The following is a 12,051-nucleotide window of genomic DNA, read 5'->3' as shown; positions in this document are numbered from 1 at the left end:
TCTATGACTATCCAACGGTTAAATCTCAAGGGCTTTCGCTCGATTCGCGATATGCAGCTCGATCTTGGCAGGCTGAACGTGATCAGCGGCCCGAACGGCTGCGGCAAGTCCAACCTGTACAAGGCGGTGCGCTTGATCCATCAGGCTGCCGCCGGCAGGTTGTCGACGGCGCTGGCCGAGGAGGGAGGCATTCCCAAGGCGATGTGGGCCGGTGGGCTGCGGCCGGGCGAGCGGCGCGGCGACGCCCGACGCATGGTGCTGTCGGCGACGATGGATGACTTCGACTATGAACTGCAACTGGGCTTCCCGGAACCGAGCAGCAGTCTGTTTACCCTCGATCCGTTGGTCAAGCAGGAATCGTTATGGCTGAGCGGCCACGGGCGGCGCGCCTCGACGCGCATTTTGGAACGCCGCAACCAGACCGCGTTCCTGACCAATATCGACGGTGAGCGCATCAGTTATCCCGTCAGTCTGCATGCCGAAGAATCGGTGTTTGGGCAATTGGCGGAGCCGCATCTTTATCCGGAAGTCTCGCAGGTGCGTGAAAACCTGCTGCAATGGCGTTTTTATCATGAATTCGCCGTCTGGCCAGGTTCGCCTCTGCGCGCACCGCAGGTCGGCATCCGCTCACCGGTATTGGCGCACGACGGCAGCAATATGGTGGCGGCCTTCCAGACCATCCGTGAAATCGGTAATGGGGCGCTGCTGAAAGAGATTCTGATGCAGGCGTTCCCGGACACGGTGTTCGACGTCGAGGCACCGCAGGGGCTGTTCCATCTGCTGACCTATCGAGAGGGCATCTTGCGCGCGCTGGATGTGGCGGAGTTGTCCGACGGCACGCTGCGCTTTCTGTGCCTGGCGGTTGCACTGTTGAGCCCGCGTCCGCCGGCTTTCATTGCCCTGAATGAGCCGGAAAACAGTCTGCATCCGGATTTACTGCCCGCGCTGGCGCAGTTGATTGCCGAAGCCAGCCGCTACAGTCAGCTTTGGGTTACCAGCCATTCGCCGGCGCTGGCGGCGATGATTGCCCGGCACAGTGAGGTGACGCACTACCGTTTGGCGCAACGGCAGGGGGAAACGGTGTTAACCGATGCCAGCTAGTGGCGATGCCGTCTCTTTTCAGCCGCTGCATACCCGGTTTTTGCCGTTCTCTTTTGCTTCGTACAACGCGCCATCGGCCTGATTGACCAGACTGATGGGCGTGTCGCCGTATCTTTGCGGCACTTTGGCGCACAGGCCGATGCTGACGGTGATCATCCCCAATGGGCTGCCCGAGTGGGGGATGTGTAATTGCCGCACCTGCGTCAGCAGGCGTTCGGCAACGGCCAACGCGCCAGCGTTGTCGGTATCTGGCAGGATAATCGCCAGCTCTTCCCCACCATAACGCGCTATGACATCGCCGGTGCGCGTGGACAGGTTTTGCAGCAGTTGCCCCAACTGCTGCAGGCAACGGTCGCCGGCCACGTGGCCATAGATGTCGTTGTACTGCTTGAAGTAATCAATATCCAGCATCAATAGCGCCACGCTGCGCGCATTACGCGCCGAACGGGTAATTTCGCTTTTCAATGCCATATCAAACTGCCGTCGGTTGGCCAGCCCGGTCAGACTGTCCAATAGCGCCATCTCTTCCAGCGTCTGATTCATCAGGGTGAGCTGGTCACGGGTACGCACCAGTTCGGCTTCGGTTTGCACGCTATGATTGATCTGGCGAATCAACACCAGGCCCAGCACCAGTAGAATTCCTAACAGCACCAGGCCGCCCAACACAAACAGCGTGGTATCGCTGCGCCAGCCTGCCAACGCATCGTTTCGCGACAGCCCGGCGGCGATCACCAGCGGATAACGCTCGACGCGGGAATAACCGTAAATGCGTTCCACCTTGTCGTAACGCGAGGTCAGGGTGGCGTTGCCAAAGGTCGAATGCGGCAGGATCCTGCTGAACAAAATGCCATGGGAAATATTCTTGCCGATCGAGCTCGGGGAATAAGGGCGGCGATACAGAATGGTGCCGTCCGCCAGCAGCAGACTGAGCGATGCGTCGTTATCCAGCGCGAAGTCGTCATAAAACTGGCGGAAGTAGTCGACGTACAAGGTTGCCAATACCACGCCGCCAAAACTGCCGTCGGGGTTTTTCAGTCGGCGCGAAATCGGGATCACCAAATCACCGGTGGTACGGCTACGAATCACCTGGCCAATATAGGGTTGGTCGTCATCATGGGTTTGATGGTATTGGAAGTAGGCGCGATCGCTGTTATTGGCCAGGGTCGGGACATTGCCAAACGAAGTGGCGATCCAGCGTCCCTGCGCATCATAGATAAAGCTGCCGTGCAACTGCGGGGCGTTTTCCACCTGTGCCTGCATCACCTTGTGCAGCCGTGACCGCTGGGCTGGACCGCGCCCGTCATGGTCGAGACGTTCGGTCAACTCAAGCAGATTGTTATCCACCTGCTTGAAGGTGTCATCGGCATGTTGTGCCAGGGAACGCGCCAGGTTGGAAGAGGTATTTTCTGCCGTTTTCAGATCTATCTGCCGCGCATGCCATATTTGCCAGGTGTTAAGCACGATCAGCGTAACGGCGACGATAATAACGAAAACGGCGGCTTGCAATAATAGCGGTGAGTTTTTGTTCCGCTCCGGCGTCGGTGATTGCGGCGTTGGTATCATGTCATCCTTGTGCATAGCGCAAAATAGCTGGCGGATAACAACAATCTTAAACGCAGTTAAACGATTTTGCCGTGCCGAGCGCCGCCAGCCGGGAAATATTATCGCCCCAGGGCTATTGGAAGCAGTGCCACGGCGCTACGCGGCACTGTTTGCCGTTATTCGACGTTGACCATCCAGTTTACGCCAAACTTGTCGGTCAACATGCCGAATCCCTTGGCCCAGAACGTGGGTTGGTATGGCATGGTAATATTACCGTCCTGCGCCAGCTTGTGGAACAGTTCGCGGCCCTGCTCGACATCGTCCGGGTTCAGCGACAGGGAATAGCCCTTGTGCGTCACCGCAGCGTCGCCTTCTTGCGGGCAGCCGTCCGAGGCCATCAGTCGGCTGTCGCCGATACGCAGGCAGGTATGCATGATGGATTCCGGATCCATTTCCGCTCCGCCCTGTTGTTTGGCCTCTTCGGGCATATCTTTGTAACGCATTGTCATTTCCACTTCCGCACCCAACTGCTGGACATAAAAATCAACCGCCTGTTGGCAACAGCCATCAAAAAAAAGATAAGGTTGAATCTGCATGACGTTGACCTCGCTAGTGGCTTGCCACCCCCGCTGTATCAGGGACTGGCACAATAGTTTCCGGCGGCGATAGTCACCGCAGGTAACCTATCAGTGTAGTCCGGTTCAGCGTGATTACCGGGCGAGCGCTCACGCTAGCGCTATTTATTCTCATTGAACGAAAAAATGGGATAGTGCATCCCGTTTCGCGCAGATTATCTGTTCGATAACTGTTCCTATACTGACAACACCTTCACAAAAGGAGTTATTGCAATGGGTAATCAATCTTTAAGCGGAAAAGTGGTATTAATCGCTGGTGGTGCGAAGAACCTCGGCGGCCTGGTGGCACGAGATCTGGCGCAAAACGGCGCCGCGGCGGTGGTGGTGCACTATAACAGCGACACCAGCCGGGCAGCGGCAGAAGAGACGCTGGCGGCGGTACAGGCTGCGGGAGCCAAGGCGATTACCGTGCAGGGCGATTTGTCCAAACCGGACAACGTGGCACGCCTGTTTAGCGAAGCGGTACAGGCGTTTGGCAAAGTGGATATTGCCATCAATACTGCAGGTTTGGTGATTAAAAAGCCGATTGCCGAGGTGACCGAAGCGGATTATGACAGCAGCTTTGACGTCAATGCCAAGGCGGCGTTCTTCTTTATCCAGCAGGCGGGCAAGCATTTGGCGGACAATGGCCGCATTGTGACCATCGTCAGTTCCCTGTTGGCCGCCTACACGCCGTTCTATGCGGTGTACCCAGGCAGTAAGGCGCCGGTAGAGCACTTTACCCGTGCGGCGTCGAAAGAGTTTGGCGAACGTGGCATCAGCGTGAACGCCATCGGGCCAGGGCCGATGGATACGCCGTTCTTCTATGGGCAGGAAAGTAAAGAGGCGGTGGCTTATCACAGCAGCGCCGCCGCGCTGAGCAAATTCTCGAAAACCGGCCTGACCGATATCGAAGACATTGCGCCGATCGTCAAGTTCCTGGTCACCGATGGTTGGTGGATCACCGGCCAGACGCTGTTTGCCAATGGCGGCTATACTACCCGGTAATCGTTCTACCCGCTGCGGCGTTCGACCGCAGCGCTTTTATCAGCATGAGGCAGCGGTGGATAAGATAGGGAGATTGCGGGTATTTATTCAAGTGGCCGATGTTGGCAGTTTTGTTCGCGCATCGGAGCTGTTGTTGATGCCGAAAACCACGGTTTCCGCCGCCATTCAACAGTTGGAAAACGAAATGGGGGCGCGGCTGTTCCACCGCACGACGCGTCGGGTGCAACTGACCGGCGACGGAGAGCGCTTATTGGAACACGCCCGCAGTTTGCTTGACGACGTGGCGGCGCTGGACAATCTGTTCCAGCCGGCGGGCTCGCCGATCGGTGGGCGGCTGGCGGTGGACGTACCCAGCCGCATTGCGCGGCGTATCATCGTGCCGGCGCTGCCGGATTTCTTCTTGCAGTATCCTGATATTGAACTGTTTCTCAGCTCCAGCGATCGGACGATCGATCTGGTGCAGGAAGGCATGGATTGCGTGGTGCGCGTCGGCAGTCTGAGCGACAGCAGCCTGATAAGCCACACGCTAGGGCAGTTGAGCATGGTCAACTGCGCCAGCCCGACGTATTTGCAACGGCACGGCACGCCGCAGGATAACCGCCAACTGGCAGATCATTGGGTGGTGGGGTATGCGCAACCGAGCCTGCTGTCGGCCAATTGCTGGCAGTGGCGGCACAATGGTGAAACCGTTGAACATACTCTGCGCAGCAAGGTCACGGTCAACAATGTGGAAAATTACATTGGCAGTTGTCTGGTCGGCATGGGGCTGATCCAGATCCCGCGTTTTGATATTCAGCATTTCCTGGATGACGGTAGCCTGGTGGAAGTGCTGCCGCAGGCGCGCGCGCCGGCGATGCGCATTTCGTTGTTGTACCCGCATCGCCGCCAGCGTACGGCGCGTTTTAGCGCCTTTGCCGACTGGTTCAGCGGTTTGATCACACCGTTTTGTGAAGGCTGATGGCCGTCAATATAGCGGCGTTTCGCGCTCGGCTGCGGACATCTCGCGCAAGCATCGCGAGACATTGCGTCGCGCGATGTTTACCCGGCGGCGCATGAAAGTGCAGGGCAATCCAGCCCATCCCAGGATCAAGGCGATAAATAGGGGGAAGGGCGTCATGCCAGCAGGTAAAGCATGCCGGGTCCGATCCAAAGCAGCCGGGAACGTGGGTGCAACAGCGGGCGCTCAAAAGTAGGGCTTAAGCGCATTTATGTTTATTTTCCTGACGTTAGGTAAAATTATCTCCATAGGGGATTTGTTGACTCATACTATAATCCACCCTTTGCTCGCGATTCTTTCCTGTTATGCCCACGCTGGTCGCCGCGATCTTCCCCGGGGTTCAATGCGGTGAAAATCAGCCGGTTGGCATGGGTAAACCGCTGATTTTTGACTATAGTAATAGAGTGCAAATGCGTTTTAGCGCAGATAAACCGGTAAGGCTTAACCTGAACTTTTCAGACTGCGTAATATAAGGAACTGAAATGTTTGCTAAAAATGACGTAAAAGATCGGGTAGACTCTGTACGCGACAGCGCCAGGGGTAGCGCGTGTGAAGTGCGCGCCAGCCTGAAGGATGCTGCCGATCAGTCCTGTAGTTATATTAAGGACAACCCGTGGGCTGGGGTTGGCGCCGGAGCCGTTGTCGGCTTGGTGATAGGTTTTCTTTTAGGCAAAAAGTAAATAGGGAGAGTACAAATGGGCATCATTTCCTGGATCATTTTTGGTTTAATCGCCGGTATCCTGGCTAAGTGGATCATGCCGGGCAAGGACGGTGGCGGCTTTATCATGACCGTCATCCTCGGGGTTATTGGTGCGGTTGTCGGCGGTTGGATCAGTACCCTGTTCGGTATGGGACGCGTCGATGGCTTTAACCTGGGCAGCTTCGTTGTGGCTGTAATCGGTGCCTTGGTGGTGCTTTTTGTCTACAGAAAGATCAGAAGCTAATCAGGGGCTGATCAACGAGGGTCGCCGCGGCGGCCCTTTTTCGTTTAAACACAGGTGACGATCGTGCGCTGAGCATCGACGATCGGAAAAGGGGAATACCATGGGGTTATTAGATGGCGCATTAGGCGGCGTGCTGGGCAATGTTCTTGGCGGCGCGCTGGGTAATGGCGGTAAGGGCGGCATCGATATCGCCGCCATTCTGCAATGGGTCGAGCAACAGGGCGGTCTGCAGGCGATCGTGACTAAACTGCAACAGGGACAGTTGGGCGACATTGTCGGTTCGTGGCTCGGCAACGGTGACAACCAGTCGATCAGTGGCGATCACGTGCAGCAGGCGTTGGGCAGCGATGCGATCGCGCAACTGGCGGAGAAGCTGGGGGTTGATCAGACCCAGGCTTCCGATACCCTTGCGCAACTGCTGCCGGCGCTGACCGACAAAGCTTCGCCAAACGGTGAAGTCAAGCAGGACGAACTGGCCAATTACGTAGGCAAACTGTTCAGCTAAGCCTTATGCCTCCGGTTTATCGCCGGAGGCATTACCGACCTCAATCCCGTCGACACTCTCCAGCGATCGTGCCAGATAATCCACCCAGGCACGCACTTTGGCCGGAATAAAACGTGCCGCCGGGTAGACCGCGTGCAGCGCCATCGGCGGATAATGATACTCCTCCAGAACTCGCACCAGGCTACCCTGCGCCAGTTGCCGACCAATCAGCGGCCGTTGCGCGCCGCCGATGCCCAGTCCACCTTCGAGGGCGGCCAACAAGGCAAACGAGTTATTGGCGCGGAATACCGGGCGCAGCGGGATCAGCGTCGCACCCTGCGGACCGATCAACGTCAGCGTGTCGTCAATGGCCGCCCCACTGAATCGAACGTGCGGATGCTGGCTGAGTTCCTGTGGCGATTGCGGCGTACCCTGCGTGGCGAGATAACGCGGCGTGGCAACCAGCATACGCTGCATGGAGCCCAAACGGCGCGCCACCGTACCCGGTGCATGCAGCTCGCCAAAGCGGATTGCAACGTCGATGCCCTCAGCGCTGACGTCTGCCAGCCGGTCATCCAGCAGCAGTTCAATGCGCAATTCGGGATGCAGCTGTTGAAACGCCACCGCCAATGGTGCGATATGCGCCTGACCAAAACCGCTTGGCGCATGCACGCGCAGATTGCCCTGCAGCCGTTGGTTCAGGCCGTGCAGCGCGTCTTCGACCTCAACTACCGCAGCCAGAATCGGCTTTATCTGTTGATAATAACGCTGGCCGGCCTCGGTCGCAGTGACGCTGCGGGTGGTCCGAAACAGCAGTAGCGTGCCGAGCTGCTGCTCCAGGCTGACGATCTGCTGGCTGACCGCCGGTTGCGACAGTTGCAGGCTGCGTGCCGCCGCTGACAGGCTGCCGAGTTCTACCACCCGCACAAAGGTGTACATGGCGTTCAGTTTGTCCATCTGATTTCCATTAATAGTATTTTCTTATAAGTGTTAGTGCCTTTCCCCCTCTACCGCAATATTTCTGCATCAATCATGCTGAGGCTTCACTTTGATGGCGGAGAAGCAATATGCAAAACCAACGGCTGGCATTAGTAATAGGCGCCAATGGCGTTATCGGCGCCAAATTGATTGAACACCTGGCACAGCAGCGCTGGCAGGTGATCGGCGTTTCGCGTCGCGGTGGACAGGCGCGTCCCGGCGTGCGCTATCTGGCGGTGGATTTACTGGATGCGCAGGCGACGCGCCAGGCCTTGCAGCCGTTGACGCAGGTGACGCATATCTTTTATGCCGCTTACCAGGACGCGCCGGATTGGGCCAGCCTGGTGGCGCCGAATCTGGCCATGTTGCAGAACGTGGTGGAGGCAGTAGAGCCTGGCGCCACAGGCTTGCAGCACATCAGCCTGATGCAGGGCTACAAGGTATACGGCGCGCATCTGGGGCCGTTTAAAACCCCGGCGCGGGAAAGCGATGCCGGCCACATGCCGCCGGAGTTTAATCTCGATCAACAGTATTATCTGCAGCAGCGACAGCAGGGCAAACGTTGGCAGTGGTCGGCGATTCGCCCGAGCGTTGTGGGCGGTTTTTCCCTGGGTAATCCGATGAATCTGGCGCTGTCGATTGCGGTGTATGCCTCGATCAGCAAAGCGCTGAACCTGCCGCTACGTTTTCCCGGCAAGCCGGGCGCCTATCATAGCCTGTTGGAAATGACCGACGCCGGATTGCTGGCCAACGCGACGCGGTGGGCGGCCACCGAACCGCAGGCGGCGAACCAGGCGTTCAATATCAATAACGGCGATCTGTTCCGCTGGAGCGAAATGTGGCCGAAAATTGCCGACTATTTTGCGCTGCCGGTCGCGCCGCCACTGCCGATGCCGTTAACGCAGATGATGGCGGACAAGGCAACGTTGTGGGGCGATATGGCGCTTCAGCATCAGTTGGCCGAGACGGATTATCGGCAGGTGGCGAGTTGGCCGTTTGTCGATTTCGTGTTTTCCTGGGACTACGACATGTTCGCCGATGGCAGCAAGGCACGGCGTTTGGGGTTTCATCAATTTGTTGCAACCGACAGCATGTTCTTTGCGTTGTTCGATGAATTTCGGCGCCGTAAGATAATTCCATAACGGTTGCTGGCAGCCAGGGCGGGTTTTATGGCAATCTTTGGCTGCCGCTACGTTATGCGGCGGCCAGAGCAGGGGGGACTGGCTCTGCGCCGAACCATCCATGAGGACCGTTATGTGATAGGGATTACCGCCACACTGACGCTATTATTGGCGCTGGTAACCGTTGCGCCGATGTCAAAGCACCCTGCCTGGTGGATTCGGGTATGGGATTTTCCGCGCTTGCAGATACTGGCGCTGTCGTTACTGGTGCTGCTGGCCAATCTGCTGTTCTTGCCCTTGTCGTCACCGTTGGTGTGGACGCTGATGGCGGTTAACCTCGCCTGCGTGATTTACCAGGCCGTGTGGATTTACCCCTACACCGCGCTGAGTAAGCCGCAAGTGCTGGATTATACCGGCTATCAGTCCAAGCCGCGTCTGCGGATCCTGGTGTCCAACGTGCTGACGCCAAACCGCCATGCGGACAAACTGCTGGCATTGGTGGCAGCGGAGCGTCCCGACGTGCTGGTGGCAGTGGAAACTGACGCCTGGTGGGAAACGCAGCTGGCACCGCTGGAACGGGATTACCCGTACCGACTGGCCTGCCCGCAGGACAATCTGTACGGCATGCACGTTTATTCTCGTCTGCCGCTCAGCGATGCCGAAATCCAGTATCTGGTGGACAAAGAGATCCCATCGATGCACATGCTGGTACAACTGCCTGATGGCCCGGCAGTGCGCTTGCATTGCGTGCACCCGATGCCGCCGAGCCCGACGGAAAATGACGAATCGGAAGATCGTGACGCTGAACTGGTGTTGGTCGGTAAAAGCGTGGTAGATGCCAAGCTGCCGGTGATCGTGACCGGTGACTTGAATGACGTGGCATGGTCGACCACCACCCGGCTGTTTCTGAAGGTCAGCGGCCTGCTGGATCCGCGCCGCGGTCGCGGGATGTTCAGTACCTTCCATTCAGGCTATCCGTTCCTGCGCTGGCCGCTGGATCACGTGTTTCACAGCGATGACTTTATTTTGGGCAGCCTGCGGCGTTTGCCGGATATCGGCTCTGACCACTTCCCGATCATGGCGGAACTGGTGTATGCGCCGAAGCAGGGCGCGCAGCAGGAAAGTCTGGAAAAAGACGGTCAGGATGAGGCGCTGGCGCAAGAAAAGCTGGCCAGCACCGACAGCGATCCGGACGACGTGCATGCGCCGGCCGCCTAGCGGCTAAGCCCCGCCGTTGCGGCGGGGCAAGGCAGATTTATTGCGTCAGCATGATTTTGCCGATGTGCGCGCTGGACTCCATCAGCGCGTGCGCAGCGGCCGCCTGTTCCAGCGGGAAGGTTTTGAATATTTGTGGCTTGAGCGCTCCGCGCTCCAGCAACGGCCAGACCTTCTGCTGCAAATCGGCGGCGATCTGCGCTTTATCTTCGACGCTGCGCGCGCGTAGCGTCGAGCCGGTATGCGTCAGGCGCTTGATCAACATCGGCATCAAATTCAATTCCTTCACCACGCCGTTCTGCGTGCCGATCTGCACGATGCGCCCATCCATGGCGGCGGCCTGATAGTTTTTGGCCAGGTAATCACCGGCAATCAGGTCGACAATCACCTCGGCGCCTTTGCCATTAGTGGCCTGCAGGGTTTGTTCGACAAAATCTTCCGTACGGTAGTTGATTGCAACGTCTGCACCGAGCGCCAGGCTGGCTTGACGTTTTTCCTCGGAACCGACGGTGGTGATGACCCGTGCGCAGAATGCCTTGGCCAGCAGGGTGGCAACGGTGCCGATACCGGAGGTGCCGCCGTGGATCAGCACCGTTTCGCCGGCTTTCAGATGGCCGCGCTGGAATACGTTAACCCACACGGTGAAGAACGTTTCCGGTATGGCGGCGGCCTCTACCAGGCTGAAACCCTTGGGGACCGGCAGGGCATTGCTTTCGTGTACCTTGCAGTATTCGGCATAACCACCGCCGGCGATCAGCGCGCAAACGCGGTCACCAATGGCGTAATGCTGCACCCCGGCACCGACGGCGACCACTTCGCCGGCAATTTCCAGCCCCGGAATATCCGATGCACCCGGAGGCGGTGCGTATTGACCTCGACGCTGCAATACGTCCGGGCGATTTACCCCGGCTGCCGCGACCTTGACCAGAATTTCGCCCTGCGCCAGTTCCGGCAGCGGTCGTTGCGTTACCACCAGCACCTCCGGCTCGCCGGGCTGGGCAATTTCAATTGCTTTCATGTGCTTCGGTAGTGTCATTGCGGGCATGCGCTTCTCCTCATCAAATGCTCGATCATCTCTACCAGTGTAGGTAAGCGACCGTATAAATCCCATTGGTTATGCTACAGAAATTGCAAAGCGCGCATATGACTGAAAGGGCGATCGGTGTAGGTTTGGTGATGCAACAGAGAGTGGAACGGTCACATACGCATGCCAGGGCGATCGGTGCAGGTTTGGTGATGCAACAGAGAGCGGAACGGTTACATACGCATGCCAGGGCGATCGGTGCAGGTTTGGTGAGACAGACAGAATAAGACGCCAGCGGACAAAGGGCGTAAAGAGGAGCCGCCGCAAAGGGCGGCACGGGGATTAGTCGTTCGGGGGAATGCGAAAACCTTTCAGAGAGACGATAAAGTGTTCTTTGCCTTTGGAGATTTTTGCCCCTTTATCACACCATAAGCTGGCGAGTTTAAAAAAGTCGTCGCTACCGATGTCATAGGCTAATTCTATTTTTTTTGCTGTCCCTGCGCGGATTAGCCTTTCCGCTTCCTGGTGATTTACCGCTTTAATGGTTGTCATGGGCGAAATCCTTGGTGTAAGCCAGTGAGGATAACCGCCGACCATCATATGGCCATATTGTGACATTTTTGTGATAGAAAAGTGACAGTGCGGGCGAAAAGGGCAACGCAGATAGCCGGGGAAGCCCCCGGCACCGGTGGACGCGATCAGACGTCCGGACGAATCAGCTTGCTTTTTTTGACGGATTTGAAGTGCTTATACAGCGCATATCCAGAAACGGCAGCCAGTATGGCCAAAACCAATAAATAAGTGCTCGCCATGGGAGTACCTCCGTTAGGACGGGTTTGAGCGGCATAGTTGTGACAGTTATCACATCCCATCGCAATGAGAGCATTCTGTAACTGCCGTTGCGTTGGCTATGGTGCGATCTGCAGCGATAAAAAAAGCGCCGATAAAGGCGCCTAAATATGCAACACAGCTTGTAGAGTCCAGCACCAGGAGGAGTGGTGAACTGGCAGTAATTGTAAGAAC

General features: G+C 57.4%; 13 protein-coding genes. 8 read left to right on the top strand and 5 right to left on the bottom strand.

The annotated features are described in order from the left end of the window. Positions 1-3: 3 nt before the first annotated feature. Positions 4-1,101, top strand: a complete 1,098-nt coding sequence (locus AC2AXP_RS09820) for an AAA family ATPase (RefSeq protein WP_039992673.1) — start codon at positions 4-6, stop codon at positions 1,099-1,101. Between the two features lie 18 nt (positions 1,102-1,119). Here the strand turns inward: AC2AXP_RS09820 and AC2AXP_RS09815 are convergent, their stop codons facing one another. Together AC2AXP_RS09815 and AC2AXP_RS09810 are read right to left on the bottom strand one after the other, a co-directional pair. Beyond that, entirely contained in the window at positions 1,120-2,664 is a 1,545-nt protein-coding gene (locus AC2AXP_RS09815) for a sensor domain-containing diguanylate cyclase (protein WP_050763118.1), read from the bottom strand. Between the two features lie 155 nt (positions 2,665-2,819). Continuing rightward, positions 2,820-3,239, bottom strand: coding sequence for a VOC family protein (locus AC2AXP_RS09810; RefSeq protein ID WP_039991942.1), 420 nt, complete (start codon positions 3,237-3,239; stop codon positions 2,820-2,822). Between the two features lie 252 nt (positions 3,240-3,491). Here AC2AXP_RS09810 and AC2AXP_RS09805 point away from each other — a divergent pair, with 252 nt between their 5' ends. From AC2AXP_RS09805 to AC2AXP_RS09785, 5 genes are all read left to right on the top strand, one after another. After that, positions 3,492-4,265 (top strand): SDR family oxidoreductase, encoded by a 774-nt coding sequence (locus AC2AXP_RS09805; protein WP_004961256.1) that lies wholly within the window; start codon positions 3,492-3,494, stop codon positions 4,263-4,265. Positions 4,266-4,320: 55 nt separating this feature from the next. Then, positions 4,321-5,223, top strand: a complete 903-nt coding sequence (locus AC2AXP_RS09800) for a LysR family transcriptional regulator (RefSeq protein ID WP_198773027.1) — start codon at positions 4,321-4,323, stop codon at positions 5,221-5,223. Between the two features lie 521 nt (positions 5,224-5,744). Beyond that, positions 5,745-5,942 carry a glycine zipper domain-containing protein gene (locus AC2AXP_RS09795; protein WP_004961261.1) on the top strand — a complete coding sequence of 66 codons (198 nt, stop codon included), beginning with the start codon at positions 5,745-5,747 and terminating at the stop codon, positions 5,940-5,942. A gap of 15 nt (positions 5,943-5,957) precedes the next feature. Next, positions 5,958-6,206 carry a GlsB/YeaQ/YmgE family stress response membrane protein gene (locus AC2AXP_RS09790; protein WP_004961263.1) on the top strand — a complete coding sequence of 83 codons (249 nt, stop codon included), beginning with the start codon at positions 5,958-5,960 and terminating at the stop codon, positions 6,204-6,206. 100 nt (positions 6,207-6,306) lie between these two features. Further along, positions 6,307-6,711: a YidB family protein gene (locus tag AC2AXP_RS09785; protein WP_004961265.1), complete on the top strand. Its 405-nt coding sequence runs from the start codon at positions 6,307-6,309 to the stop codon at positions 6,709-6,711. 3 nt (positions 6,712-6,714) lie between these two features. Here AC2AXP_RS09785 and AC2AXP_RS09780 read toward each other — a convergent pair whose 3' ends face one another. Beyond that, positions 6,715-7,647, bottom strand: coding sequence for a LysR family transcriptional regulator (locus AC2AXP_RS09780; RefSeq protein WP_484381600.1), 933 nt, complete (start codon positions 7,645-7,647; stop codon positions 6,715-6,717). 110 nt (positions 7,648-7,757) lie between these two features. Between AC2AXP_RS09780 and AC2AXP_RS09775 the strand changes: the two genes are divergently transcribed. Both AC2AXP_RS09775 and AC2AXP_RS09770 read left to right on the top strand, forming a co-directional pair. Continuing rightward, positions 7,758-8,810, top strand: coding sequence for an SDR family oxidoreductase (locus AC2AXP_RS09775; RefSeq protein WP_484381599.1), 1,053 nt, complete (start codon positions 7,758-7,760; stop codon positions 8,808-8,810). A 114-nt stretch (positions 8,811-8,924) separates the two neighbouring features. After that, a complete protein-coding gene (locus AC2AXP_RS09770; RefSeq protein WP_039992676.1) occupies positions 8,925-10,007 on the top strand; it encodes an endonuclease/exonuclease/phosphatase family protein in 1,083 nt (360 codons plus the stop codon). 37 nt (positions 10,008-10,044) lie between these two features. Here the strand turns inward: AC2AXP_RS09770 and AC2AXP_RS09765 are convergent, their stop codons facing one another. Both AC2AXP_RS09765 and AC2AXP_RS09760 read right to left on the bottom strand, forming a co-directional pair. Further along, entirely contained in the window at positions 10,045-11,049 is a 1,005-nt protein-coding gene (locus AC2AXP_RS09765) for an NAD(P)H-quinone oxidoreductase (RefSeq protein WP_198772953.1), read from the bottom strand. A 321-nt stretch (positions 11,050-11,370) separates the two neighbouring features. Further along, positions 11,371-11,580, bottom strand: coding sequence for a hypothetical protein (locus AC2AXP_RS09760; protein WP_004961277.1), 210 nt, complete (start codon positions 11,578-11,580; stop codon positions 11,371-11,373). Between the last annotated feature and the right edge of the window lie 471 nt (positions 11,581-12,051).

This window comes from Serratia sp. Sp408 (assembly GCF_057180665.1).
Note: the sequence above shows the minus strand (reverse complement) of the source record. Positions and strands in the feature narration are given on the sequence as shown.

What these genes read in the sequence shown, in the direction of transcription:
- AC2AXP_RS09820 (WP_039992673.1), top strand. Translation starts at nt 4, where the DNA reads ATGACTATCCAACGGTTAAATCTCAAGGGCTTTCGCTCGATTCGCGAT.
- AC2AXP_RS09815 (WP_050763118.1), bottom strand. Translation starts at nt 2,664, where the DNA reads ATGATACCAACGCCGCAATCACCGACGCCGGAGCGGAACAAAAACTCA.
- AC2AXP_RS09810 (WP_039991942.1), bottom strand. Translation starts at nt 3,239, where the DNA reads ATGCAGATTCAACCTTATCTTTTTTTTGATGGCTGTTGCCAACAGGCG.
- AC2AXP_RS09805 (WP_004961256.1), top strand. Translation starts at nt 3,492, where the DNA reads ATGGGTAATCAATCTTTAAGCGGAAAAGTGGTATTAATCGCTGGTGGT.
- AC2AXP_RS09795 (WP_004961261.1), top strand. Translation starts at nt 5,745, where the DNA reads ATGTTTGCTAAAAATGACGTAAAAGATCGGGTAGACTCTGTACGCGAC.
- AC2AXP_RS09790 (WP_004961263.1), top strand. Translation starts at nt 5,958, where the DNA reads ATGGGCATCATTTCCTGGATCATTTTTGGTTTAATCGCCGGTATCCTG.
- AC2AXP_RS09785 (WP_004961265.1), top strand. Translation starts at nt 6,307, where the DNA reads ATGGGGTTATTAGATGGCGCATTAGGCGGCGTGCTGGGCAATGTTCTT.
- AC2AXP_RS09780 (WP_484381600.1), bottom strand. Translation starts at nt 7,647, where the DNA reads ATGGACAAACTGAACGCCATGTACACCTTTGTGCGGGTGGTAGAACTC.
- AC2AXP_RS09775 (WP_484381599.1), top strand. Translation starts at nt 7,758, where the DNA reads ATGCAAAACCAACGGCTGGCATTAGTAATAGGCGCCAATGGCGTTATC.
- AC2AXP_RS09765 (WP_198772953.1), bottom strand. Translation starts at nt 11,049, where the DNA reads ATGCCCGCAATGACACTACCGAAGCACATGAAAGCAATTGAAATTGCC.
- AC2AXP_RS09760 (WP_004961277.1), bottom strand. Translation starts at nt 11,580, where the DNA reads ATGACAACCATTAAAGCGGTAAATCACCAGGAAGCGGAAAGGCTAATC.